Source organism: Pseudonocardia zijingensis, from assembly GCF_042657305.1.
Classification (GTDB): domain Bacteria; phylum Actinomycetota; class Actinomycetes; order Mycobacteriales; family Pseudonocardiaceae; genus Pseudonocardia; species Pseudonocardia zijingensis.
Genome location: NZ_JBHSKO010000010.1, coordinates 134,301 through 157,293 on the forward strand (window position 1 = coordinate 134,301; position 22,993 = coordinate 157,293).

Below are 22,993 nucleotides of genomic sequence, written 5' to 3' on the forward strand. Positions count from 1 at the left end.
GCGGTACGGTCTGCGGATGCTCGCCCGCGCCTGGGGTCTCGCGCGCTCGTTGGTGATCTACCACGGGCAGCCCGCCAAGCACCGGCGCGCCGTGCGCCTCTACGGGCAGTTCCTCGGCCCCGGCGACATCGCGTTCGACATCGGCGCCCACGTCGGCGGCCGGGTGCGCACCTGGCGGCGGCTCGGCGCGCGTGTGATCGCCGTCGAACCCCAGCCCGACTGCCTGCGCGTGCTGCGGCTGCTCTTCGGCCGCGACCGCGACGTCGTGATCGAGCCGCGCGCGGTGGGTGCCCAGGCGGGCCGGGCCCGGCTCGGCGTCTCGACCGCCACGCCCACGGTCTCGTCGATGTCGGCGGGCTGGCGGGAGTCGGTGTCCGCCGACCGCAGCTTCGCCAAGGTGCGGTGGGACCGCTCGGTCGAGGTGGAGGTCACCACCCTCGACGCGCTGATCGACGCACACGGCCTGCCGGCGTTCTGCAAGATCGACGTCGAGGGCTTCGAGTCGGAGGTGCTCGCCGGCCTGTCCAGGCCGCTGCCCGCGCTCTCGTTCGAGTACCTGCCACCCACCCACGACCAGGCCCTCGCGGTGCTGGAACGGGTGGGGCAGCTCGGGGCGTACCGCTACAACTACTCGCCCGTCGAGACCATGCGGTTCGCCTCCGAGCACTGGCTCGACGCGCCGGACCTCGTGGCGCTGCTGGAGCGCGTGCGGCCCCTCGGGCGCTCCGGCGACGTCTACGCGCGCCTCACCACCGCGGCGTGATCACCGGCGGTTGATCTCGATCACCTCCCACCCTCCCCCGTTCGGGGTAGGGTTCTTGGCTCGGCCCGGCAACACCTCGACGTCGAGCGGAGCAACCGGAGGATGGTGACGATCACGCCGGTGCAGGCCGGCTCGGTCAGCGTGCTGACCGTCAGCGGGGACATCGACCTCACCTCGGGCCCGCGCCTGCGTGCGGCGCTCGACGAGCTCCTCGACGCCCCGGCTGAGCGGGTCCCGTCCGGTGTGGTCGTCGACCTCACCGCGGTGGGCTTCCTGGACTCGGCGGGCCTGGCCGTGCTCGTCGACGCGCACGAGCACGCCGCGCAGCGGGGGATCGACCTCAAGATCGTGATCGACGGCGCGGGCTCGGCCGTGGCCCGCGCCTTCCAGGCCGCCGCCATCCACGAGCACCTCGACGTGTGCCACAGCCTCGGTGAGGCCCTCCTCGGTGGCGACGGGCACCGGACGTCCTGAGGCCGCGTTGATCGCCGGTCTGGCGCATTTCCCGACGCCTGGTGTCGGGTTCCGCTCCCGAACGGCGATCATGGAAGCTCCGGATGCCGCGGCGGGCGCGCGGGACCCGGCGGGCTCGCACTGGCGCTCCTGCTCGACAAGGGCCAGCGCGGGCTGGCGCTGTACCGCTCGATCTACTACCTGCCCTCGCTGCTGGGCTCGAGCGTGGCGATCGCGGTGCTCTGGCGCCAGATGTTCGGCACCGACGGGCTGGTCGACACGCTGCTGCGGCGGGCGGTCTGGGTGGCCGACCCGCCGGGCTGGGTGTCCACCCCCCGCGTACGCGCTCGGCACGCTGATCGTCCTCGACGTGTGGACGTTCGGCTCGCCCATGGTGATCTTCCTGGCCGGGCTGCGGCAGATCCCGCAGATGTACTACGAGGCCGCGGCGATCGACGGCGCGGGGCGGGTGCGCCGGTTCGTCTCGATCACGCTGCCGCTGCTGCCGCCGATCATCTTCTTCAACCTGGTGCTGCAGCTGATCGGGTCGTTCCAGACCTTCACGCAGGCGTTCGTCGTGAGCGGCGGCAGCGGCGGGCCGGCCGACTCCACGCTGTTCTACCGCTCTACCTCTACCAACGCGGCTTCGGCAACCTCGACATGGGCTACGCGTCCGCGCTCGCGTGGGTGCTGCTCATGGTCGTCGCGCTGCTACCGCCGTGAACTTCCTGGCCTCGAAGTACCGGGTGTTCTATGGCGACGACCGACACGATCCGACGACGGTCCGCGGGCAGGCCGCGGATCCTCGCGCACCTCGGGCTGATCCTGCTCGGCCTGGTGATGATCTACCCGCTGATCTGGACGTTCTCGAGCTCGTTCAAGCCGACGAACGAGATCTTCTCCAGCCCCGGCCTGTGCTCGGAGAACTTCACGGCCGTCAACCACGCCGAGGGCTGGACGGCGCTGGCCCACCCCTTCCACCACTACATCCTCAACTCGCTCGTGGTGGTGGCCGGCTCGATCGTGGGCAACCTGCTGGCCTGCTCGCTGGCCGCGTACGGGGTCGCGCGCCTGCAGTTCCGCGGGAAGAAGCTGTGGTTCGCGATCATGCTGGGCACGATCATGCTGCCGATCCACGTGGTGATCGTGCCGCAGTACATCCTGTTCTCGCAGCTGGACCGGATCAACACGTACTGGCCGCTGATCGTGCCGAAGCTGCTGGCCACGGACGCGTTCTTCGTGTTCCTGACGGTGCAGTTCATCCGCGGCATCCCCCGCGAGCTCGACGAGGCCGCGCGCATCGACGGCTGCGGCCACACCGGGATCTTCTGGCGGATCATCATGCCGATGTCGCTGCCCGCGCTCGCCACCACGGCGATCTTCACGTTCATCTGGACCTGGAACGACTTCTTCAGCCAGCTGATCTTCCTGACCGACCCGGACATGTACACGGTGCCCGTGGCGCTGCGGACGTTCGTCGACGCCACCAGCCAGACGCCGTGGGGCCCGGCACAGCGCTGAGATGCTGCTGGCGCCGGAAGGTCATGTTGATCAGTACGTCAGGGTCGGAGCACGACCGTGACGTGCGGATCAGGCGGTTGCCGGTACCCGGCCGCGATGATCAGCACTTGGCGGCAGTTGGCGTCGCCGTGCTGATGATCACCGGCCTGCACCTGTGACCGCGACCCGCCAGGCAGAGTGCGCGCCGAGTCGCACCAGGGCGGTCCTACGACGCTGAGGTGCTGCCGGCCCGTGGCGATCAGCTCGAGCAGCACGCCGGCGTTGGCGTCACCACCGTGATGTGCTGTTCGGTCGCCTGCTGACGTCTCCGGCCGCGATGACCAGTACCTCGTGGCGGTCGGCGCCATCGTGAGGTACTGATGATCACGGTCCTGCATCGATGACCGGAAGACCTCCGGTCGAGTTCGCGTCCAGCAGCACACCACGGCACGCGTCGGGACGCGGGAGTACGGCTCGGCACCGGGCCCGCCACAGGACGCCTGCCGAGTCCAGCAGCCCTGATGTGCTCCTCGCCGCCGATCGCGCCTGCCGCCGGCCCATGATCGAGGAGTCGGCGCGTTCCCGGGCGGAATCAGCCCGGGAACGCGCCAAAGCCGTGATCATGGCGCGGATGCGGCATGAAGAAGTCGTACCACTCGAGCGCGGTGCCCACGAGCGCGCCGAAGACGACGCGCCGCAGTTCCCTCCGCTCACTCGTCCCGCCGCCCCCTGCGCCGGACCGGGTGGTCATGTCAGCAACCTCCGGTGCTCCTCGTCGAGCTGCATTCCGCTTAGCGGAATGCGATTCCGAGAATCGAACGGACGATACGCCCGAACGGCCGTACGTGCGAGCCGCGACGCAGTTCAGCGGTGCGGAAGTGGATCAGAACTGGTCGGGTCGGGGCAGTGCTCTGCAACGGAGGGAGCACGATCCGGATCGACCTGATCTTGCGGTTCGCCCGTTGTCGTATGTTGTCACCGGCTTGCGGTTGACCATCGGGCGCACGCGTTGATCGGTGTGATCGTCGCGGGGTGCTGCACGGCATTCGCGGGCCTCGACAGACCGATCGTCACCAACGGCAACAGCTTCCGCACCGACCGCACCTTCGTCCCGATCCTGCTGCTCGCGCTGCTCGGCCCCCCGCTGACGGCGCAGCGCGAATGGGCCGAGCGGGAAGTCGTGCGGTGGGCAGCAAAGGACTGATTCATGCGACGACCCGTGAGACGACTCCACACCGCGCTCGCCGCCCTGGCCGTGGCGGGCGTGCTCGCAGGCTGCGGGGCGTTCGGCGACGCCCCGGCCCAGAGCGGGGAGCCCCGGCCGGAGGGCCAGGCGATCCGCGTGGGCCTGCCGACCGGCGTCACCAGCTTCGCCAACGCCGACATCGCCGTCGCGATCGAGAAGGGCTTCCTCGCCGAGGCCGGCCTGAGCGTCGAGACGCAGAACCTGCGGTCCGGCGTGTCGGTCGTGCAGGGTGTGGTCGGCGGGGCGCTCGAGATCGGGGGCGCCAGCATCGAGCCCGTGGTGAACGCGGCGGCCGGTGGTGGTGACGTCGTGATCATCGGGGCCTACACCGACAAGTTGACGGTCTCCTCGGTGGCCCCCGCGGAGGTGCAGACCCCTGCCGACCTGCGCGGCCGCCAGGTGGGCGTGCAGGAGGTCGGGGCGTTCCGCGAGGTGATGACGCGCCTCGTGCTGCAGTCGGCGGGCCTCACGCCCGAGGACGTGTCCTACATCCCCGTGGACGCGCAGTCCTACAACGCGGCGCTGGTGGACGGGCGGATCCAGAACGCGATCCTGCAGACCGAGCAGGCCGTCGCGGTGCAGCGTGACCACCCGGGCATGCACGTGATCGCCGACATGGCCGACGTCGTGCCCGACTACCACTACGGCACGTATTTCGTGTCGCGCTCGTGGCTCGAGGCGAACCGCGACGTCGCCGTCCGCTTCATGACGGCGCTGACGCGCGCCCACCGCTTCATGTACGAGAACAAGGCCGAGACCGTCCAGATCGTCGCGAAGACCACCGAGTTCGACGAGGACGTGATCTCGCAGGCCTACGACCGCCTGCTCGGGGAGAAGGGTGTCTTCCCGGTGAACACCGGCCTCGACAAGGCTCGCATCAAGGCCACGATGCGGCGGATGGGGGAGCTCGGCATCCTCGAGAACCAGGCTCCCGAGTACGACAGCCTCGTCGACGCGGGCCCCGTGATCGACGCCGTCGACTCGCTGGGCGTGCAGACCGGCGACGCGCGCTGGCGCTGACCCCCGCTGGTCACCGCCCCGTTCCGGGCGGGGCGGTGACCACCTGCGGGCCGGTCCGTGCGAGGTTTGTCTCAGATCGGTTCACCCGGCGGCGTCCTGCATGATCCTGTGGCCACGCGGCCGACGCCCTGCAGCGGCACTGCCCGCCGCGACCACCACAGCGACCCGAGGAGTGACATGACCGCCGACGTCGACGCGTCTCCCGCGACCGCGCACACCGTCCCCGACACGATGCGCGCCGCCGTGCTCTTCGGGCCCGGTGACATCCGGGTGGTCGACCGCCCGGTGCCCCAGCCGGGGCCGCACCAGGTGCTCGTGCAGGTCGCGATGTGCGGCACCTGCGGCACCGACCTCAAGATCTTCGACGGCCACTTCCCGCAGACCCCGCCGTTCGGCGAGTTCACGCCCGGCCACGAGTGGGCGGGCACCGTGGTGGCCCTCGGCGAGTCGGTGGACGAGTTCGCCGTGGGCGACCGCGTGGCCATCGAGGTGCACGCGGGCTGCGGCCGCTGCGACAACTGCATCATCGGCAAGTACACGGCCTGCCTGAACTACGCCAAGCCCGGCAAGGGGCAGCGGGCGAGCGGCATCACCGTGGACGGCGGGTTCGCCCAGTACGCCGTGCACGACGTGAAGGCGCTCTACAAGATGCCGGACAACATCTCGTTCGCCGACGCCGTGCTGGTCACCACCGCGGGCACCGGCCTCTACGGCATCGACGTGGCCGGCGGGTACATGGCGGGCCAGGACGTCGTGGTCGTCGGGCCCGGCCCGATCGGGCTGATGACCGTGCAGCTGTGCCGCCAGCTCGCCGCCCGCAGCGTCACGCTGGTGGGCACCCGGGAGTCGCGGCTGGAGGTCGGGCGGCAGCTCGGCGCCACCGAGGTCGTCAACGCCCGGGAGACCGACCCGGTGGCGCGGGTGCGGGAGCTGACCGGCGGCGACGGCGCCGACTGGGTGATCGAGACCTCCGGCGGGTCGGACGTGCCCGACCAGTGCATCGCGATGACCAAGCGCGCCGGGAAGATCGTCTTCGTGGCGTTCTACCCCGGCCCGGTCACGCTCGACCTCTCCGCGGCCGTGCGCAGCGACATCTCGATGTACACCTCGCGCGGCGAGGGCGGCAACAACGTCAAGCGCGCGATGGCGATGGCCGCGTCCGGCGGCCTGCGCGGGGAGGAGCTGGTGACCCACCGGTTCCCGCTCGAGGACATCGCGGAGGCGTTCCGCGTGGTCCGCGAGCGCGATGGCGACCCGATGAAGGTCGTCGTCGTCCCCTGACTCCCGGGCTGTGCGCCGCCGGGCGTCAGCCGCGCGACCGCGCGGCGACCCTGGCGGCGTAACGGGTGAGCTGCTGCTTGGCCACGAGCCGGGCGACGAATCCGGCCACCGCGGCGAGCGGGACGGACGGGCCGGCGCCCAGCGCGGCGAACGCAGCGGCGAACACCGCGACCGACGATCAGGGCGACCAGCAACGCGGTGGCCTGGATCGCGATGCGCGCGCCCCTGCCCACCAGGACGTCCGTGCCGGTGACCACCACGGGGGAGCGGGCCAGCCGCGCCGGGTCGGTGATCTGCTCCTCGTGGAACGCCAGCCCGCAGTCGGCCGCGAAGCCGCGCACCCGCTCCAGCTCTCGCAGCGGGCGCATGCGCAGGAGCACGGTGCCGTGGCGGTCGAGCGCGGCGATGCCCCACTCGATCTCGTACTGCCACGACCGCTGGTGGTACGGCCCGGCCGTGAAGCCGACCTGGGCGATCGAATGGTCCCCGGGCTGCGCAGGGCGGTGGCCGCGCTCGTGGCCCGCCACCCGCCACCACGTGCGCACCCCCGAGCCGTGTTCCTCGGTGCTCGCCGAGCTCGAGTGCCGGTACGGCGCCAGCGCCACCACAGCCCCGTCGCCGGTGAGCGGCAGTCTGGTGACGTCGCCGCCCCGGTCCAGCACCGCCAGGTAGCTGCCCTCGACGAACAGCGGCAGCCCGTGTTCTCGCACGTCCCGCCCCCCTCGCCGGTCTCCCCCCGATGCGATCATGCCGCGTCGGCGGGGGGCTGCCCACCCGGATCAGCTGTAGGCCGTCCGGAACCGGTCCCGGTAGTCGGAGGGTGCGATGCCGACCAGCCGGTGGAACGCCCGGCGCAGCGTCTCGGCCGTGCCGAACCCGTAGCGCCGGGCGATGGTCTCGACCGGGTCGTCGCGCTCGGCGAGCGCCCGTTGCGCCGCCTCGATGCGGGCCTGTTCGACGTAGGCGGCGGGGGGCATCCCGATCTCCTTCGTGAACCGCCGCTGCAGGTGGCGGGTGGAGAGCCCGGCCACGGACGCCAGATCGGCGACGCTGTGGCGGCTGCCGGGGTCGTTGTGGATCGCGTCGACGACCTTGCGGAGCACGTCGGTGGCGGGTTGCGCCGACCAGAGCGGCATGCCGAACTGCGACTGGTTCCCCGGCCTTCGCAGGTAGAGCACGAGGTCGCGGGCGATGTCGAGTGCCACGTCCCGGCCGAGGTCGGCCTCGACGATCGCCAGTGCGAGATCCATCCCCGCAGTGACGCCTGCCGAGGTCCAGAGCCGGTCGTCCCGGATGAAGATCGGCTCGCAGTCGACCTCGACCGCAGGGAACTCGCGGGCCAGCCGGCCGGCGTCCCTCCAGTGCGTCGTGACGCGCCGCCCGTCCAGGAACCCGGCCTCGGCGAGCAGGAACGTCCCGCTGCAGACCGAGGTCACCCGCTGCGCGTGCTCGGCGGCGGTCGCGATCCAGGCCACGAGGTCCCGCTGGTCCCGGGCCGTGTGGACCCCGCAACCGCCCACCACGATCAACGTTCCGGTGGCACGGGGGTCGGCGTCGGCGATGCCCGTGGCGAGGACGGGCAGACCCGTGTTCGAGCGGACCGGGCCCGCCTGCCGCGCGACGACCCGGCACCCGTAGCCGGCCTCCCCGAAGACGTCGAACGGACCGGCGAGGTCGAGCGCCTGGAAGTCCTCGAAGATCACCAGAGTGACCGACCCGGGTTGCACTGCTCCAGCGTGCGCCGCCGCGGCCGCGTCGTCCACGCCCGGGACCCCACGGATCGCGCCATCCCGTCGTGGCGCGTTCCGTGGGGTGCGTGTCGTCGACGCCGCACCGTCCTCGTCCGCAGAGTGGACGCACCACCAGCCCACCCATACGGCAGGAGCGCAGTCATGCAGGTCGCCGTTGGTCTCTTCCCCGGATTCACCGTCCTCGACGCGATCGGCCCCTACCAGGTGTTCGCCGAGCACCCCGACATGGACACCGTCGTGTGCGCCGCCCACCGCGGCCGTCTCGACGACGAGGACCGCGAGCTGCACTTCGACATCGAGCACACCTTCGACGAGATCCCGCGCCCCGACATCCTCCTGGTGCCCGGCGGGTGCACGCCGACGCGGATCCCCGAGGCCTACCAGCCCGTGATCGACTGGATCCGCGGGGCGCACGAGCACACCACGTACACCACCTCGGTCTGCACCGGCTCGTTGCTGCTGGGCGCCGCGGGACTGCTCGACGGGCTGCAGGCCACCACGCACTGGCGCAGCTACGACCGCCTGCGCGCCTACGGCGCCGAGCCCACGGCGCAGCGCGTAGTGACCCAGGGCAAGATCATCACCGGCGCAGGGGTCTCCGCCGGGATCGACCTCGCGCTGGCCGTCGTCGCGAAGCTGCACGGGGCCGAGACGGCGCAGGCCATCCAGCTCCAGATCGAGTACGACCCCCAGCCGCCGTTCGACACGGGAGCTCCCCCGAAGGTGCCGCCGTCGGTCCGGGAGCTGACCGACGCCCTCGCCGCGCGCACCGACGGCGACGCACGCAAGCGCCTCTGGCCCGAGGGCCGCGGGTATCCCGCAGCAGGCTGAGCCGCGGACTCCCCAAGACGGCCGCGAAGGTGCAGCCTTGCCTGAGGCGAGCCGGGAGGAGCGAGGCATGCGTGCCGTCCCGCACGACGACCGGTCGGAGGTCCTCGCACGCGTGCGGCAGTACGCGTCGAGCCGCATGGGCCGCGACGCCGGGTTGTTCCTCCCGCTCGTCGACCGGTACTACGAGCGGGTCGCCGCGGAGGACCTCGCCGCGCGCGCCGTGCCCGACCTGTTCGGCACGGCGCTCGCCCACCTGCGGCTGGCGCGTCGCCGCGGGCCGGGTGAGCTGAACGTGGCGGTGTGCTCGCCGACGTTCGACGAGGACGGTTTCGCCTGCCCGCACACCGTGGTGCAGGTCGTGGCCGACGACATGCCCTTCATCCCGGAGTCGCTCGAGACCGAGCTCGCCCGCCACGGACTCGGCCTGCACCTGGCGCTGCACCCGGTCTTCGAGGTCGCGCGGGGCGCGGGCGGCGAGCTGCTCTCGGTGCTGGGCGAGGGAGAGCCCGGCAACGGGGAGGCGGTGCGGGAGTCGTTCCACCACATCGAGGTCGACCGCCAGGCCGACCCGGCCGTGCTCGAGCGGCTGCGCGAGGACCTGTGCCGCGTGCTCGGCGACGTGCGCGCGGTGCACGAGGACGGGGCCGCGATGCGGGAGCGGGCGGTCGAGATCGCGCGGGGCCTCCTCGCGGAGGCGCCGGTCGTCGATGCGGCGGACCGGGCGGAGGCCGCGGACTTCCTGCGGTGGCTCGCCGACGACCACTTCACGTTCCTCGGCTACCGCGAGTACGAGCTGGTCGGCGCGCCGGGCGGGGAGGTGCTGGTGGCCGTCGACGGGTCCGGTCTGGGCATCCTGCGCGGCACCCGGCGCAAGCCCGCGCCCCATCCGGTCGCGACGCTGCCGCCCGACGTGCGCCGCAAGCTGCAGGAACCGGTGCTGCTCAACATCACGAAGGCGAACTCGCGCGCGACGGTGCAGCGCGCGAGCCACCTCGACTACGTCGGGGTCAAGCGGTTCGACGAGGACGGGAGGGCGGTCGGGGAGCGGCGCTTCCTCGGGCTCTACCCGCGGGGCGTGGCGAAGGCACCGCCGGCGGACGTCCCGATCGTGCGGCAGAAGCTGCGGGCGGTGCTCGACCGCGCCGCCGACCCGTGCCACGGCCACGAGGCGCAGGTGCTCGTCGACATCCTCGACGGCTACCCCCGCGACGAGATCCTCCAGTCCACTGTGGACGAGCTGTACGGCGACGCCATCGCGATCCTGGAGCTGCAGCACCGGGAGCGGCTGCGGCTGCGGGTGCGCCGTGACGGCTTCGGGAGGTTCTTCTCCTGCTTCGTCGACCTGCCGCTCGGGCGGCTCGACGAGGCGGCGCGGGTGTGTATCCGCGACACGCTGATGGGCGCGTTCCACGGCGTGCACGCCGAGGAGTCGGCGCTGGTGACGGACGGCGCGGTGGCGCGGCTGCACTACGTGATCCACATCGAGCCGGGCACGGTTCCGGAACTGGACGCCTCCCTGATCGAGGCCCGGCTCCGCGCGGCGTTGCGCACGTGGACCGACGACCTCGCCGACGCGCTCGTCGAGGAGTTCGGCGAGGAACGCGGCGTGCTGCTGTTCAGCCGCTACGCGAACGCCCTGCCCTCCGGCTACCAGGACGACCACACGCCGCGGACGGCGGTCGGCGACATCCGCAGGCTGGAGTCGCTGCTGGCCGGGGACCCGCCGGACGGTCTCGCGCTGCACCTGTACTCGCTGCTCGACAGCATCGAGCCGGTGCCGCGCCTGAAGCTCTACCGGCACGGCGAGCCGCTGATGCTCTCCGACGTCGTGCCGCTGCTGGAGAACATGGGCACGCGGGTCGTCGACGAGCGGCCCTACGAGGTGCGGCCCGCGGGCGCGCCGCCGCTGTGGATCTACGACCTCGGGCTGCGGCACGAGGACCCGGGCGGGTTCGACGTCGCCGCGGTGCGCGACCGGTTCGAGGAGGCCCTCTCCGCGGTGTGGCGCGGCGAGGTGGAGGACGACCGGCTCAACCGGCTCGTGCTCCGCGCCGGCCTGCGCGCGCCGGACGTGGCCGTCCTGCGCACGTACGTGCGGTACATGCGCCAGGTCGGCACGCCGTTCGGCAGGGACGTCATGGCGCGCACGCTCGCGGACAACCCGGAGATCGCGGCGCGGCTCGTGGAGCTCTTCGCGATCCGGTTCGACCCCGCCCTCGACGCGCGCGAGGACCGCGGGCTCACCGCCAAGCAGGCCGTCGCCGAGATCGAGCGGCGCATCGACCTGGTGGCGCGGATCAACGAGGACCGGGTGCTGCGCAGCCTCCTCAACCTGGTGACCGCGACGCTGCGCACGAACTTCTACGCCGGCGGGGCCACCTCGCTCGCCGTCAAGCTCGATCCGCGCGCCGTCCCGGACCTGCCGGAACCGCGGCCCGCGTTCGAGACCTTCGTGTGCTCGCCGCGGGTCGAGGGCCTGTACCTACGCGCCGGGCCCATCGCGCGGGGAGGGGTGCGCTGGTCGGACCGCCCCGAGGACTTCCGCGCCGAGATCGCCGGCATGGTCGGCGCCCAGACCGTCGGGAACGCGGTGGCGGTGCCCGCAGGCGCGAAGGGCGCGTTCGTGGGGAAGCGGCACACCGACGCCGCGGAGTGCTACCGCACGTTCGTGCGCGGGCTCCTCGACGTCACCGACAACGTGGTCGACGGCCGGGTCGTGCCGCCGCCCCGCGTCGTGCGGCACGACGGCGACGACCCGTACCTCGTCGTGGCGGCGGGGGAGGGCACCGAGGCGTTCACAGACATCGCCAACGCGGTCGCCCGCGGGTACCGCTTCTGGCTCGGCGACGCGTTCGCGTCCGGCGGCTCACCCGGCTTCGACCAGGGGGCGATGGGCATCGTCGCGCGGGGCGCATGGGCGGCGGTGGCGCGGCACCTGCGGGCGCTCGGCGTCGACGTGCGGAACGAGGACGTCACCGCCGTCGGCGTCGGGGACGTGCTCGGCACCGGCGTGCCGCCGTCCCACCGGGTCAAGCTGGTCGCCGCCTTCGACGACCGGCACGTCTTCGTCGACCCGGACCCGGACCCGCGGCGCAGCCACGACGAGCGCGCGCAGCTGCGCCGGACGGCGGGCGCGTCGTGGGCCGACTACGACCGCGCGGCCATCTCCGCAGGTGGTGGCGTGTTCTCCCGGACGGCGAAGGAGGTGCCGCTGTCGGACGAGGCGCGCCGGGCCCTCGGCGTCGATGCGGACTCGCTCTCCGCGGACGAGCTCGTCCGGGCGATCCTCGAAGCCCCGGTCGACCTGCTGTGGCACGGCGGCGCCGGCACGTTCGTCAAGGCGTCGGCCGAACCGAACTCCGAGGTGGGTGACAAGCCGAACGCCGCCGTCCGGGTCGCCGCCGCCGGGCTGCGGTGCCGGGTGGCCGGCGAGTGCGGGAAGCGGGGGTTCACGCCGCGCGCCCGCACCGAGTACGCGCTGCACGGTGGCCAGATCAACGCTGACGTCGTCGACGGGTCGGCGGGGGTGAACTGCTCCGACCGCGAGGTCAACATCAAGATCCTGCTCGACGGCGTGGTGCGCGACGGTGACCTCACCGCCAAGCAGCGCGACGAGCTGCTCGCCGCGCTCACCGACGACGTCGCGGCCGCCGTGCTTGCCGACAGCGACGCCCAGACGCGGGCGGTCCACCTCGACTCCGCGCAGGCCCCGGCGATGCGCGACGTCCACGCCCGGTACCTCGACGCCCTGGAGGGTTCCGGCCGGATCGACCGCGCCCGCGATCAGCTGCCCGGCACCGAGGAGCTCATGGCCCGCGCCGAGATCGGCGGCGGGCTCCAGTTGCCGGAGTTCGCGCTGCTGCTGGCGCACAGCCGGATCGAGCTGTCCGACCAGCTGCTCGGCTCGGACGTGCCGGAGGACCCGTTCCTCGGCGGGGAGCTCGAGCGGTACTTCCCCGCCGTCCTGCGCGAGCGCTACCCGCGCCGGATCCGGGAGCACCCGCTGCGGCGGGAGATCGTCGCGAGCCGCGTGGCGAACCGCGTCGTCGACCGGGCCGGCATGACGTTCGTCTGGCGCCTCGCCGACGAGACGGGCCTGTCGGCGCCCGACGTCGTGCGCGCGCACACGGCCGCCCGGGAGATCTTCGGGCTGAAAGCGCTGTGGGCGGGGCTCGAGGCGCTCGAGGACGTGATCGCCACCCGCACCCAGATCTCGCTCTTCCTCGAGCTGCGCCGCCTGGCCGAGCGGGCCACCCGCTGGGTGCTGCGCAACCGCGAGCAGCCGCTCGACATCGCCGAGACCGTGGAGCACATCGGGCCCGGCGTCCGGGAGCTCACGCCGCTGATCCCGCAGCTCATCGGCGACGACCGGCGGGCGGCGCTGGAGCGGACGGTGCGCGACCACGTGGCGGCCGGTGTGCCCGAGGAGCTGGCGAGGGCGGTGCGGACGTCGCCCGACCTCATCGCGGCCCTCGACATCACCTCGGTGTCCCGCGCCACCGGGCGTCCGGTCGGGGAGGTGGCGCAGGTCCACTTCGCGCTCGAGGAGCACCTGCGGCTCGGCTGGCTGCGCAGCCGGATCCTCGACCTGCCGCGCGACCAGCGCTGGCCCGCCCTCGCCAGGGCGACGCTGCGCGACGACCTGCACGTCGTCCACTCGGCGATCACGGCGGAAGTGGTGCGCTCGGGGTGGTCGGGCGGCGACGGGCGCGAGCAGGTGCGGGACTGGATCGCGACCACCGACACCGCCGCCATGCGCTGCCTGCGCCTGCTCGACGAGATCGCCGCCAGCGGCCGGTCGGACCTGGCCACGGTCTCGGTCGCGCTGAGGGAGATCCGGACGTTGGTGCGGGCGGGCTGCGGTTAGTGCTTCACACCGGTGATCTCCCCGGAGACCCGCTAGTACCCCGCCCGGCGCAGGATCTCCACTGTCCCGGCGGTCGCGTCCAGGCGGAGGTGGTCGCCGGTCTCGATCACCGTGGTGGGGTCGTGGTCGAGGTCGGTCAGCGCGGGCACCCGGGTCACCACCGCGCCCAGCGCCGCCTTCGTCGTGACCACGGAGAAGATCATCCCGATCGGTGCCGTGCCGAGCAGGCGGGTGGTCTGGAAGAAGCCCGACCAGCCCGAGGAGCCCTTCGCGCCAGGGAAGACGAGAATCTTGCCGGTGAAGCACACGCCGCACAGCTCGTGGCGGCGCTCGATGATCGTGCCGGTGGCCGGGTCGATCCCGCCCCAGCCGGAGATCGTCTCGTGCGAGACCAGCGCCTCGCCCTCGACGACGCCGGGCACCACGGTGCGGCCGCGCAGAACGGTCGGTGCGGTGGTCACAGCTCACCCCTCCAGCGCCCGGTGACGGCGGCGTCGACGCACTCGTCGAGCGTGCCGAACCAGGCCTCGATGCCCAGGATCGCCGGCAGGTAGTGCGCCTGCTTGGCCGAGTCGGTGGCGAACACCTTGGTGCCGGGTGGGGCGGAGCGCGACATCGCGGGGCAGGAGTCGGCGAGGATCTTCCCGCCCGCCGCCTCGATGACGGCGGTGTAGCCGCTGCGGTCGGCGGTGTCCTTCAGCGCCCGCGGCGCCATGATCCACAGCTGGGTGCCCGAGTGCAGGCGGCGGCCCTCCAGCGCGCGGGCGGTCGCCCGGATCTGGTCGAGCGAGGCGTGCGGGCAGCCCAGCAGCACGAAGTCGACGTCGGTGCAGCTGCCCTGGTCGTTGAGGGTCTCGTAGACGCGCCTGCGCTCGGCCGGGCCGTAGCCGACCGCCTCCGGGACGGTGCCGCCGAACGCCGTCTCGACGTCCGGGGCCTCCGGGGTGATGCCCGGGACGTGGTAGAGCTCCACCCCGCCCGACGACGCCGCGGCCGCCCCGAAGTGCTTGAGCTGGGTGAGGTCGGGCCGGTCGAGCTCGCCGACGACGACCGGGCGCGCCTCCTGCACCAGCTCGCCCACGAAGTAGCCGAACATGCCCCAGTCGCGGAAGCCGGACACCGGCACGTCGGCGCGCACGAGGTGGGTGCCGCGCCGATGGGCGTCGTGGTGGTTGCCCCAGCACGGGATCCGGCCGGTGAGGCTCGCCGCGCCCGTCGACGCCCCGCCCTCGCAGTTGGTGCGGGCCCCGAGCACCGAGTTGGCGTAGACGACCGCCGACGACTCCATCCACGCGATGTGCTCGCCGCGCGTGGGCAGGTTCCCCACCTGGTAGGGCGTGCAGGTGGCGAGGATGTGCACCCCGCGCCTGCCGTAGAACGCCTCGGCGTCGGACTGCAGCTCCACGAACTGCTTCGGGTACGGCGCGATGCCGACCGAGTCGGGCCCGAACCCGTGCTGGAGCTGGCAGGTGGGCACCTTCATGTCCGGCACCGGGAGCGCCTCGTCGGCGTCGAGGTTGATCACCGAGAACGCCTTCTCCCAGCCGCCCTCCGCCACGAGCCTCGCCTTCGCGGGCGAGGGCTGTGTGGTCGTGCCCGCGACGTTGCGCACATCGCAGAGCTCCTCGGCGTCGAGCGCCTCGCCGTAGCGGATGAGCAGGTCCATCGCCGCGGCGACAGCCGGGCCCTCGGCCCCGTCGCGCATCGCCTTGTCGTCGTCGGTGAGCTTCATCGGGCCTCCTCCCGTCAGCCCTCGACGTTCTCGGCCACGCGGGCGGCGAGCGCGTCGAGGTCGACGTCGTGGACGCTGTCCTTGCCGACCAGGTCGAACACGTGCGCCGCGGCGAACCCCTCGGCCCCGCACGGGCCCATCACCCGCACGCTCGACAGCGCCGCCGCGTCGCCGTCGATGCACCGCCCCGCCACGAGCAGGTTGTGCACGTCGGGCGGGGTCATCGATCGCAGTGGCACGTAATGCACGTGGTCGGGCCCGAACGTCTCCCACACGTAGCCCTGCGGGGTGTCGTGCAGCTCGATCGGCCACGCCGTGCGCGCCACCGCGTCCGGGAAGCGGGTGCCCGCGCGGACCTCGTCGACCGTGAGCTGGTGGACGGCGGCGACCCACCGGGTCTGGCGGCGCCCGGGGAAGCCGTAGCTGCGCACCCGCGCGTTCCCGAACACCGCGGGGAACTCCGCCCGCAGCAGCGCGACGGCGCGGTCGGCCTGCTCCTTGCCGCGGATCTGCGCGTCGGCGGCCGCGATCGGGTCCAGCGGCGCCTCGATGTGGGTCATGTTGAGCACCGCGGTGCCGCGGTCGGGGAAGAAGAACGCGAGCCCGTCATGGCGGTGCAGGCCGTACTCCTGCGCTTTCGCCCCGATCCGCTCGGCCAGCTCCCCGGGCTCGGGGCGGTGGTCCTCCGCCACGTGCTCCACCACGAGCTGCTGGCTGCCGTAGATCTCCCGCTCCGGCAGCCGGCACGGCAGCCCGGCCTCCCAGGCGAGCGCCGCGTCCCCGCTGGCGTCGACGAACCCGGTGGCGGTGACCTCGATGGCGCCGTAACGGGTGGCGAAGCGGACCGAGTCGATCCGGTCGGCCGACCGGCGCACGTCCACGATCACCGCTCCCGTGACGGCCTGGATGCCGTGGGCCGCGACCGTCTGCTCCACCCACCTCCCGAGGCGCACCTCGTCGTAGCCGACGGTGGTGGTGTGCCCGCTGCGGTAGAACAGGTCACCGGTGGACTCGAGGTCGGCGAACAGGTCGTCGAACAGGCCGTGGGTGAGCCTGCGGTGCTCCGGCGCGTTGCCGAACACCCCGCAGAACAGCCCGATCAGCGAGTTGACCATCTGCCCGCCGAGCACCGGCAGCGCGTCGACGAGCACCACGGAACGCCCCAGCTTCGCGGACTCGACGGCCGCCGAGAGGCCCGCGATCCCGGCGCCGACGACGCACACGTCGGCCGTGACCTCGTGCGCTGCGCTCCCTCGTGGACGGGTGACGGTGCGGACCGGGAGGTCCGTGAGCGGGTGCGGCATGCGTCACAACGTAGGAAGCCGCGGTGCGCGCGCGGAAATAGTGAATCCGTCTGCGCGCCATCGACCCGCCTGATAACGGCAGGTCAGAGTCGTGCTGCGGCCGCGATCACGGTGTCGCGCAGCCACCGGTGCGCCGGGTCGCGGTCGCGGTCGGCATGCCACCAGAAGCGCTCCACGATCGGCTCCGGGTCCCCGGGGCAGGGCAGCACCCGCAGCCCCAGCGGCTCGGCCACCTGCCGCGCGAGCCGCTCCTGCATCAGCGCGACGCGGTCGGTGCCCGCCACGAGGTAGGGCACCGCCTGGTAGCTCTCGACCCGCACGCGGATCTCCGGGCGGATGCCGAACAGCGCGAGCTGGCGGCTCATCGGTGCACCCGACGGGTTGCCGCGGTCGGGCTGGAACGGCGCCACCCACGGCAGCGCCGCCAGCCGCTCCACCGTGAGCCCCTCGTCGACGTCCGGGTTGGCGGCGTCGGCGATGCACACCCAGCGGTCGGTGAACAGCTCGACCGACCGCACCGACGCCAGCTCGAACCGGTCGACCGGTGGCGACACCATCCCGTCGATCAGGGTGATCGTCTCGGCGAAGTCGAGCGCGAACGCCTCCCGCACCAGCCGCACGTGCAGGTCCACCCCGGGCGCCTGCGCCCCGATCGCCGTGGACAGGTGCCTGCCCAGCACCGCGATCGTGTAGTCGGCCATGAGGAGCGTGAACTCGCGGCGCGACGTGCCCGGGTCGAACCGGCTGCCCGTCGCGAACAGCCGCTCCGCCGCGGCGCACACCGTCTCCACGTGCTCGGCCAGCTGCATCGCGAGCGGCGAGAGCCGGTACCCCGAGCGCGCGCGGATCAGCAGCTCGTCGTCGAAGTGCCTCCGCAGCCGCGACAGCGACGCGCTCGCCGCGGGCTGCGACACCCCGATCCGCGCCGCCGCCCGCGTCACGTTCCGCTCGCGCAGCAGCTCCCGCAGCGCGACCAGCAGGTTCAGGTCGAGGTTCGCCAGGTGCGCGGCCGGCTGGCGCGGACGTGCGGTCACCGCCACTCGCCCACGGGGCAGGCGATCGGAGCGGGCATGCCGCCAGGTTGCCCGCAGAGGTGATCGCCGCACAACCCGGCTGCTACCTCCTTTCGGGGGCTCCCCTCCGGTGCGCGGGACCTGGATCGTGGTTCGCGGCGACCCAGGAGGTGGCGGATGGCTCCGTTGCTGCAGCAGGCCTTCCGGCGCAAGCCGGTGTCGGTGATGGCCGCCGAGACCGGCGTGGACGGGCACGGTGGCGGTCAGCTCGCCCGCACGATCGGGCTGTTCCCGCTCACGATGATCGGGGTCGGGGCGACGATCGGGACGGGGATCTTCTTCATCCTGAGCGAGGCGGTGCCGGTGGCGGGGCCGGCGGTGGTGTGGTCGTTCGTGATCGCCGGGGCGGTCGCGGGGCTCACGGCGCTGTGCTACGCCGAGCTGGCGAGCGCCGTGCCGGTGTCGGGGTCGTCCTACTCGTACGCGTACGCGACGCTGGGAGAGGTCGTCGCCATGGGAGTGGCGGCATGCCTCCTGCTCGAGTACGGCGTGTCGGGCGCGGCGGTGGCGGTGGGGTGGTCGCAGTACCTCAACCAGCTGCTGGGCAACCTGTTCGGGTTCCGGATCCCCGACGTGCTGTCCCAGTCGCCGGAGGGTGGTGGGCTGATCAACCTGCCCGCGGTGGTGCTGATCGGGCTGTGCGCGCTGCTGCTGATCCGGGGGGCGAGCGAGTCGGCGAAGGTCAACGCGGTCATGGTGGTCCTCAAGATCGCGGTGCTGGTGATGTTCGTCCTCATCGGCGCGACCGGTTGGAGCAGCGACAATCTCGCCGACTTCGCCCCGTACGGGTTCGCGGGCGTCACCGGGGCCGCCGGGATCATCTTCTTCGCCTACGTCGGGCTGGACGCCGTGTCCACCGCGGGGGAGGAGGTCAAGGACCCCCGCCGCACGATGCCGCTCGCCATCATCCTGGCGTTGCTCACCGTCACGTCGATCTACGTGGCGGTGGCGCTCGTCGCCGTCGGCGCGCAGGCCCAGGCGCGGTTCGAGGGGCAGGAGGCCGGGCTGGCCGCGATCCTGGAGGACGTGGTGGGCGCCAGCTGGCCGGGCACGGTGCTGGCTGCCGGGGCCATCATCTCGATCTTCAGCGTCACGCTGGTGGTGATCTACGGCCAGACGCGGATCCTGTTCGCGATCGGCCGCGACGGGATGCTGCCCGGCTTCTTCGAGCGGGTGAACGCCCGCACGAGAACCCCGGTGAACAACACGGTGGTGGTCGCGATCGCCATCGCGCTGCTGGCCGGGTTCCTGCCGATCGACTTCCTCGCCGAGATGACGAGCATCGGCACGCTGGTGGCGTTCCTCGTCGTCTCCATCGGCGTGATGGTGCTGCGGCGCACCGCGCCCGACCTGCCGCGCGGGTTCCGGGTGCCCGGCTACCCGGTGGTGCCGGTGCTGTCGGTGCTCGGCTGCCTGTGGATCATCATCGACCTGCGGCCGGTCACGATCGCGGTGTTCGGGATCTGGGTGGCGGTCGTGCTGGTCTGGTACTTCACCTACGGCATCCGGCACTCCCGGTTGCGGCCGGGCGGTGTGGCCGGGGACGTGTCATGACGCTGCTCGTCGGGATCCCGCGCGACGAGCGCGCCGCGGCCGCGGTGCACCTGGGTGTGCTGCTCGCGCGCTCCCTCGACGAGGACCTGCTCGTGTGCACGGTGGTGCCGCCACCGTGGCCGCCGGGGATGGGCCGGGTCGACGCCGAGTACCAGGCCTACCTCGACCGCGACGCGCAGGAGGCGATAGAGCGGGCGCGCGAGCTGATGCCCGCCGATCTGAGCGTCACCTATCAGGTCAGGAGGGCGCGCTCGACGCCGACGGGCCTGGTGGAGGTGGCCGAGGAGCACGACGCGCGCCTGATCGTGCTGGGCTCGTCCGCCGCCGGGGTGCTGGGGCGGGTGGCCTTCGGCAGCGTCGCCCACCGGTTGCTGCACACGTCCCCGGTGCCGGTGGGGCTCGGCCCGCGCGGGTTCCGGTGCCGCGCCGACGCGCGGGTGCGCCGTGTGACCGCGGCGTTCGGCGCCACCGAGGGGGCGGACGAGCTGGTCGTCGCGGTGGCCGGGGTGGCGGCGCGGGCGGGTGCCGCGCTGCGGGTCGCGTCGTTCGCCGTGCGCCCGCGTACCCCGCTCACCGCCGGGGTCGGCTCCCGGGCCGAGGACGCCGTTGCGGTCGAGTGGGCCGCGGACGTCGCGCGGGCCCAGCAGGCCGTGCTGGACGAGGTCGGCCGGTTGCCGCGCCGGCCGTCGAGTACCGAGGCGGTGGTGGGGCACGGCATCGACTGGGCGAGTGCCATCGAGGACATCGGGTGGGAGGAGGGCGACCTGCTCGCCGTCGGCTCCAGCACCGCGGGCCCGCTGGAGCGGGTGTTCATCGGGTCGCGCTCGTCGCGGATCGTGCGGCACTCCCCGGTGCCGGTGGTGGTGCTGCCGCGTGCTGCGGCACAGTCGCTCGCCGACCGCGCCGAGCGCGGTTAGGTTGAGTTCATGACGATCTCCGTTGGCGACCGGATCCCCGACGCCGAATTGCGCACGATGACCCCGGACGGCCCCACCGTCGTGAAGAGCGGCGACGTGCTGGGCACCGGCAAGGTCGTGCTCTTCGCCGTGCCGGGTGCGTTCACCCCGGGCTGCTCCAACGTGCACCTGCCCGGCTTCGTGGAGCGGGCGGACGAGCTCAAGGCCAAGGGCGTCACGCGGATCGCGTGCGTGGCCGTGAACGACCCGTTCGTGATGGACGCGTGGGGCAAGGCCCACGGCGTCGGCGACGACATCGTGATGCTCTCCGACGGCAACGGCGAGTTCACCGCCGCGATGGGCCTCGAGCTCGACGCCAGCGGGGCCGGGCTCGGGCGGCGTTCGAAGCGCTACGCGGCCATCGTCGATGACGGCGTGCTCACCAGCATCGACGTCGACGAGAAGGGCATCGACCTCTCGACCTGTTCGAACCTGCTGCTCAAGCTCTGAGCTCTACAGTCCGAGCGCCTGCTTGAGCTGGGTGGCGTGCCGGCGCGCGACGGGCACGGTCTCGCGGGTGCGGGAGTCGGTGGCGAGGAAGAGCGCGCCCTTGAAGCCGTGCTCGACCTCGCGCACCCGGCCGAGGTTCACCAGGAACCGGCGGTGGACGCGCAGGAATCCCTTGTCCTCCAGCTGCTGCTCGAGGCGGTCGAGACCCCGGGTGGCGGCGACGAGGCGGCCCTGGTCGGTGCTCAGCCAGACGGTGTTGTGGTCGGCCTCGGCGAAGCGGATCTCGCGCGGGTCGAGCAGCACCCAGCGGTCGTCGCGCTGGGCCACGATGCGGCTGGGCATCGCGGGGGCCGCGGCAGCGGTGACGGGCTCGGGGGCCGGCGCGTCGAGGTTGGCGGCGCCGTCGGCGGCGCCGAAGGCGAGCAGCATCCCGATCAGCTGGGTGCCGGTGAGGACCGGGTGCACCGCCACCGGGATGGTGACGCCGAGGAACGGCACGTGGATGAGCGTCGAGCCCGTCCAGCTCGGGTCCTTCCTGGCCCGCTCGACGGCGCGCCGTACGAGCCGCGGCAGCGTGGGCAGCTGCGGTGTCCAGCGGTGGGTGGGGGAGTAGGCGGGCTGGTCGGCGGGCGTGCCGAGCAGCGCGGCGGCCTCGCTGTTGGCGAGCACCACGTTCCCGGCGAGGTCGACCGCCGCCACCGCGGTGGCGGGTGCGGCGCGGAAGTCGGTGAGGGCGGCCGCGAGCTTCGTGCCGCTGAGGTGGGCCCGGTGGCGCAGCTTCGCCTCGGTCAGGGAGGCGACGCGCCCGAGCCACGGGAGCACGGCGTCCGACAGCGGCGTCTGCCAGCAGGAGATGTTGAGGACGGCCAGCGGGTCGTGGGTGACGGCGTCGCGCACGGCGACCCCCGCGCACACCCATCCCTGGAAGCCGCGGCACCAGTGCTCCGGGCCGCGGACCAGCACCGGGCGGTGGCTCTCCAGCGCCGTGCCCATGCCGTTGGTGCCGCTCGCCCACTCCGACCAGGTGGACCAGGGGGCGAGGTTGCTCTCGGCCGCCATGTCGAGGATGTACTTGCTGCCCCAGGTGCCCAGGATCCGGCCGTCGCCGTCGGCCACGGTGACCACGCCGTCGACGCCACCGAGTTCCTGCGCCGCTGACGCGGCCTGGCCGCCGAGCGCCGCGTAGACGACGTCGTGGTCGATCGAGTGCGAGCCCGCCTCGGCAGCGGGCGGCGCCCGGTCCAGGTGCGGGTCCACCGCGTACTCCTCGCGGCACCGGTACCAGGACATGAGGATCTCCGGCCGCACCCCCTGCACCGTCTCGGCCCCGGCCGCGAAGCGCTCCCACGCGGCCACGGTGGTACGCAGGTCGTCCCCGGCGAGCACCACACCGCTCGTTGCGCCGGAAACCCCGTTCGTTCTCCCCTGTGCGCCGTTCACCCCATCCCCCTTTGGACGTGGGAGGTCGCGATCCAGGATCGGATCATCGGGCGCGCGCACCGAATGGAACCACCCGAACGGGTTCCGCCTGTGCGTCACGACCAACCGCGCACCAGGCTAACCAGCCCGCCGAAGGTGGACCTAGGGCTGAACGCGCTACAGGGCGGGGCACGTCTGGAGGTGGCGTTGATGCGGGTGGCGGACCTCCGTCCGACGATCGGCCGCCGTCTCGCGTCCACCGCCGCCGTTCCGCGCCCGGACCGGGTCGTCGACGAGGACAACCGCATTGGGAGGTGGAGTCCGTGACGAGTACCGCGCAAGAGCGGTCCAGCCTGATGAGCAAGCTCGGGTTGGATGCGCAGAACAAGGGGCCGCTGGGTCGGCTGCTGGCGTCCGGGAACATCGGGCAGGCCACGGAGCGCAGCGACGGCAAGATGGAAGCGACCATCCGGATCAACCAGGACGAGCTGACCTTCGACCCCCAGATCCTCGTGCTGCCCCACGGCGGCGACGTCGAGCTGACGCTCATCAACGACGACAAGAACACCCATTGCGCGCTGCTGCCGAGCAACGGCGACCGCAAGTTCATCTGGCTGGTGAACCACTCCCGGGGGCGGGCCACGCTCAACCTCGACGGCCCCGGTTACTACTGGTACAGCTCGCCGACCGGCAACGACGAGGGCCGGGGGCTGACCGGCGCGATCGTGGTGCTCGGCGAGGTACCGCCGGAGGCCCGTCTCGACCGACCCGAACAGCCGCGGCCGTAGGGAGG

The 22,993-nt window shown here is 72.7% G+C and carries 23 protein-coding genes; 14 read left to right on the top strand and 9 right to left on the bottom strand.

The features are described 5' to 3' along the window. Nucleotides 1-16: 16 nt before the first annotated feature. Entirely contained in the window at nucleotides 17-763 is a 747-nt protein-coding gene (locus ACFPL3_RS20905) for an FkbM family methyltransferase (protein WP_343945700.1), read from the top strand. A 102-nt stretch (nucleotides 764-865) separates the two neighbouring features. Then, complete coding sequence (locus tag ACFPL3_RS20910; protein WP_343945699.1) at nucleotides 866-1,237, top strand: STAS domain-containing protein; 372 nt, start codon at nucleotides 866-868, stop codon at nucleotides 1,235-1,237. A 176-nt stretch (nucleotides 1,238-1,413) separates the two neighbouring features. Here ACFPL3_RS20910 and ACFPL3_RS20915 read toward each other — a convergent pair whose 3' ends face one another. Continuing rightward, a complete protein-coding gene (locus ACFPL3_RS20915) occupies nucleotides 1,414-1,548 on the bottom strand; it encodes a hypothetical protein (protein WP_343945698.1) in 135 nt (44 codons plus the stop codon). Between the two features lie 23 nt (nucleotides 1,549-1,571). Between ACFPL3_RS20915 and ACFPL3_RS20920 the strand changes: the two genes are divergently transcribed. Both ACFPL3_RS20920 and ACFPL3_RS20925 read left to right on the top strand, forming a co-directional pair. Next, on the top strand, nucleotides 1,572-2,039 hold the full coding sequence (locus tag ACFPL3_RS20920; protein WP_379589587.1) for a carbohydrate ABC transporter permease: 468 nt from the start codon (nucleotides 1,572-1,574) through the stop codon (nucleotides 2,037-2,039). Next, nucleotides 1,970-2,737 (top strand): carbohydrate ABC transporter permease, encoded by a 768-nt coding sequence (locus ACFPL3_RS20925; protein ID WP_343945696.1) that lies wholly within the window; start codon nucleotides 1,970-1,972, stop codon nucleotides 2,735-2,737. The genes ACFPL3_RS20920 and ACFPL3_RS20925 overlap by 70 nt, the downstream gene beginning before the upstream one ends. 571 nt (nucleotides 2,738-3,308) lie before the next feature. Here the strand turns inward: ACFPL3_RS20925 and ACFPL3_RS20930 are convergent. Beyond that, entirely contained in the window at nucleotides 3,309-3,467 is a 159-nt protein-coding gene (locus ACFPL3_RS20930; protein WP_343945695.1) for a hypothetical protein, read from the bottom strand. A 267-nt stretch (nucleotides 3,468-3,734) separates the two neighbouring features. Between ACFPL3_RS20930 and ACFPL3_RS20935 the strand changes: the two genes are divergently transcribed. The 3 genes from ACFPL3_RS20935 to ACFPL3_RS20945 all read left to right on the top strand — a co-directional run bounded on the left by ACFPL3_RS20935 (nucleotide 3,735) and on the right by ACFPL3_RS20945 (nucleotide 6,263). Then, complete coding sequence (locus ACFPL3_RS20935) at nucleotides 3,735-3,920, top strand: hypothetical protein (RefSeq protein WP_343945694.1); 186 nt, start codon at nucleotides 3,735-3,737, stop codon at nucleotides 3,918-3,920. Nucleotides 3,921-3,923: 3 nt separating this feature from the next. Then, nucleotides 3,924-4,982 carry an ABC transporter substrate-binding protein gene (locus ACFPL3_RS20940; protein WP_343945693.1) on the top strand — a complete coding sequence of 353 codons (1,059 nt, stop codon included), beginning with the start codon at nucleotides 3,924-3,926 and terminating at the stop codon, nucleotides 4,980-4,982. A gap of 177 nt (nucleotides 4,983-5,159) precedes the next feature. Continuing rightward, nucleotides 5,160-6,263: a zinc-dependent alcohol dehydrogenase gene (locus ACFPL3_RS20945; protein ID WP_343945692.1), complete on the top strand. Its 1,104-nt coding sequence runs from the start codon at nucleotides 5,160-5,162 to the stop codon at nucleotides 6,261-6,263. Between the two features lie 25 nt (nucleotides 6,264-6,288). Here ACFPL3_RS20945 and ACFPL3_RS20950 read toward each other — a convergent pair whose 3' ends face one another. Further along, nucleotides 6,289-6,429 (bottom strand): hypothetical protein, encoded by a 141-nt coding sequence (locus ACFPL3_RS20950; protein ID WP_343945691.1) that lies wholly within the window; start codon nucleotides 6,427-6,429, stop codon nucleotides 6,289-6,291. Between the two features lie 47 nt (nucleotides 6,430-6,476). On the opposite strand from ACFPL3_RS20950, the gene ACFPL3_RS20955 reads away from it, so the two are divergent. Then, the gene (locus ACFPL3_RS20955; protein WP_343945690.1) at nucleotides 6,477-6,935 is read left to right on the top strand and encodes a hypothetical protein; all 459 of its coding nucleotides are present in this window, start codon (nucleotides 6,477-6,479) and stop codon (nucleotides 6,933-6,935) included. Between the two features lie 107 nt (nucleotides 6,936-7,042). Here the strand turns inward: ACFPL3_RS20955 and ACFPL3_RS20960 are convergent, their stop codons facing one another. Continuing rightward, complete coding sequence (locus tag ACFPL3_RS20960; protein WP_343945689.1) at nucleotides 7,043-7,990, bottom strand: GlxA family transcriptional regulator; 948 nt, start codon at nucleotides 7,988-7,990, stop codon at nucleotides 7,043-7,045. A gap of 165 nt (nucleotides 7,991-8,155) precedes the next feature. Between ACFPL3_RS20960 and ACFPL3_RS20965 the strand changes: the two genes are divergently transcribed. Together ACFPL3_RS20965 and ACFPL3_RS20970 are read left to right on the top strand one after the other, a co-directional pair. Further along, entirely contained in the window at nucleotides 8,156-8,845 is a 690-nt protein-coding gene (locus tag ACFPL3_RS20965; RefSeq protein ID WP_343945688.1) for a DJ-1/PfpI family protein, read from the top strand. Nucleotides 8,846-8,912: 67 nt separating this feature from the next. Next, entirely contained in the window at nucleotides 8,913-13,712 is a 4,800-nt protein-coding gene (locus tag ACFPL3_RS20970) for an NAD-glutamate dehydrogenase (protein ID WP_343945687.1), read from the top strand. 32 nt (nucleotides 13,713-13,744) lie between these two features. Here the strand turns inward: ACFPL3_RS20970 and ACFPL3_RS20975 are convergent, their stop codons facing one another. From ACFPL3_RS20975 to ACFPL3_RS20990, 4 genes are all read right to left on the bottom strand, one after another. After that, the gene (locus tag ACFPL3_RS20975) at nucleotides 13,745-14,173 is read right to left on the bottom strand and encodes an aconitase X swivel domain-containing protein (RefSeq protein WP_343945686.1); all 429 of its coding nucleotides are present in this window, start codon (nucleotides 14,171-14,173) and stop codon (nucleotides 13,745-13,747) included. Next, entirely contained in the window at nucleotides 14,170-15,444 is a 1,275-nt protein-coding gene (locus tag ACFPL3_RS20980) for an aconitase X catalytic domain-containing protein (RefSeq protein WP_343945685.1), read from the bottom strand. The genes ACFPL3_RS20975 and ACFPL3_RS20980 overlap by 4 nt, the downstream gene beginning before the upstream one ends. A gap of 14 nt (nucleotides 15,445-15,458) precedes the next feature. Then, nucleotides 15,459-16,748 (bottom strand): FAD-dependent oxidoreductase, encoded by a 1,290-nt coding sequence (locus tag ACFPL3_RS20985; RefSeq protein ID WP_343945684.1) that lies wholly within the window; start codon nucleotides 16,746-16,748, stop codon nucleotides 15,459-15,461. 83 nt (nucleotides 16,749-16,831) lie between these two features. Beyond that, the gene (locus ACFPL3_RS20990) at nucleotides 16,832-17,782 is read right to left on the bottom strand and encodes a LysR family transcriptional regulator (protein ID WP_343945683.1); all 951 of its coding nucleotides are present in this window, start codon (nucleotides 17,780-17,782) and stop codon (nucleotides 16,832-16,834) included. Nucleotides 17,783-17,938: 156 nt separating this feature from the next. On the opposite strand from ACFPL3_RS20990, the gene ACFPL3_RS20995 reads away from it, so the two are divergent. From ACFPL3_RS20995 to ACFPL3_RS21005, 3 genes are read left to right on the top strand one after another with little or no spacing between them, the layout of a single operon-like run. Next, entirely contained in the window at nucleotides 17,939-19,375 is a 1,437-nt protein-coding gene (locus ACFPL3_RS20995) for an APC family permease (protein ID WP_343945682.1), read from the top strand. Beyond that, nucleotides 19,372-20,292, top strand: a complete 921-nt coding sequence (locus tag ACFPL3_RS21000; RefSeq protein ID WP_379589572.1) for a universal stress protein — start codon at nucleotides 19,372-19,374, stop codon at nucleotides 20,290-20,292. The genes ACFPL3_RS20995 and ACFPL3_RS21000 overlap by 4 nt, the downstream gene beginning before the upstream one ends. A 9-nt stretch (nucleotides 20,293-20,301) precedes the next feature. Further along, nucleotides 20,302-20,781: a peroxiredoxin gene (locus tag ACFPL3_RS21005; protein WP_343945680.1), complete on the top strand. Its 480-nt coding sequence runs from the start codon at nucleotides 20,302-20,304 to the stop codon at nucleotides 20,779-20,781. A gap of 3 nt (nucleotides 20,782-20,784) precedes the next feature. On the opposite strand, the gene ACFPL3_RS21010 is transcribed toward ACFPL3_RS21005, so the two are convergent. Further along, complete coding sequence (locus ACFPL3_RS21010; protein ID WP_343945679.1) at nucleotides 20,785-22,167, bottom strand: LytTR family transcriptional regulator DNA-binding domain-containing protein; 1,383 nt, start codon at nucleotides 22,165-22,167, stop codon at nucleotides 20,785-20,787. Nucleotides 22,168-22,523: 356 nt separating this feature from the next. Here ACFPL3_RS21010 and ACFPL3_RS21015 point away from each other — a divergent pair, with 356 nt between their 5' ends. Further along, nucleotides 22,524-22,988 carry an MSMEG_3727 family PQQ-associated protein gene (locus ACFPL3_RS21015; protein ID WP_343945678.1) on the top strand — a complete coding sequence of 155 codons (465 nt, stop codon included), beginning with the start codon at nucleotides 22,524-22,526 and terminating at the stop codon, nucleotides 22,986-22,988. Nucleotides 22,989-22,993 lie beyond the last annotated feature (5 nt).

Bases quoted from the DNA above. Each gene is read 5' to 3' on its own strand.
- ACFPL3_RS20905 (WP_343945700.1), top strand. From the start codon at position 17: ATGCTCGCCCGCGCCTGGGGTCTCGCGCGCTCGTTGGTGATCTACCAC.
- ACFPL3_RS20910 (WP_343945699.1), top strand. From the start codon at position 866: ATGGTGACGATCACGCCGGTGCAGGCCGGCTCGGTCAGCGTGCTGACC.
- ACFPL3_RS20925 (WP_343945696.1), top strand. From the start codon at position 1,970: ATGGCGACGACCGACACGATCCGACGACGGTCCGCGGGCAGGCCGCGG.
- ACFPL3_RS20930 (WP_343945695.1), bottom strand. From the start codon at position 3,467: ATGACCACCCGGTCCGGCGCAGGGGGCGGCGGGACGAGTGAGCGGAGG.
- ACFPL3_RS20940 (WP_343945693.1), top strand. From the start codon at position 3,924: ATGCGACGACCCGTGAGACGACTCCACACCGCGCTCGCCGCCCTGGCC.
- ACFPL3_RS20945 (WP_343945692.1), top strand. From the start codon at position 5,160: ATGACCGCCGACGTCGACGCGTCTCCCGCGACCGCGCACACCGTCCCC.
- ACFPL3_RS20955 (WP_343945690.1), top strand. From the start codon at position 6,477: ATGCGCGCGCCCCTGCCCACCAGGACGTCCGTGCCGGTGACCACCACG.
- ACFPL3_RS20965 (WP_343945688.1), top strand. From the start codon at position 8,156: ATGCAGGTCGCCGTTGGTCTCTTCCCCGGATTCACCGTCCTCGACGCG.
- ACFPL3_RS20970 (WP_343945687.1), top strand. From the start codon at position 8,913: ATGCGTGCCGTCCCGCACGACGACCGGTCGGAGGTCCTCGCACGCGTG.
- ACFPL3_RS20980 (WP_343945685.1), bottom strand. From the start codon at position 15,444: ATGAAGCTCACCGACGACGACAAGGCGATGCGCGACGGGGCCGAGGGC.
- ACFPL3_RS20985 (WP_343945684.1), bottom strand. From the start codon at position 16,748: ATGCCGCACCCGCTCACGGACCTCCCGGTCCGCACCGTCACCCGTCCA.
- ACFPL3_RS20995 (WP_343945682.1), top strand. From the start codon at position 17,939: ATGGCTCCGTTGCTGCAGCAGGCCTTCCGGCGCAAGCCGGTGTCGGTG.
- ACFPL3_RS21000 (WP_379589572.1), top strand. From the start codon at position 19,372: ATGACGCTGCTCGTCGGGATCCCGCGCGACGAGCGCGCCGCGGCCGCG.
- ACFPL3_RS21005 (WP_343945680.1), top strand. From the start codon at position 20,302: ATGACGATCTCCGTTGGCGACCGGATCCCCGACGCCGAATTGCGCACG.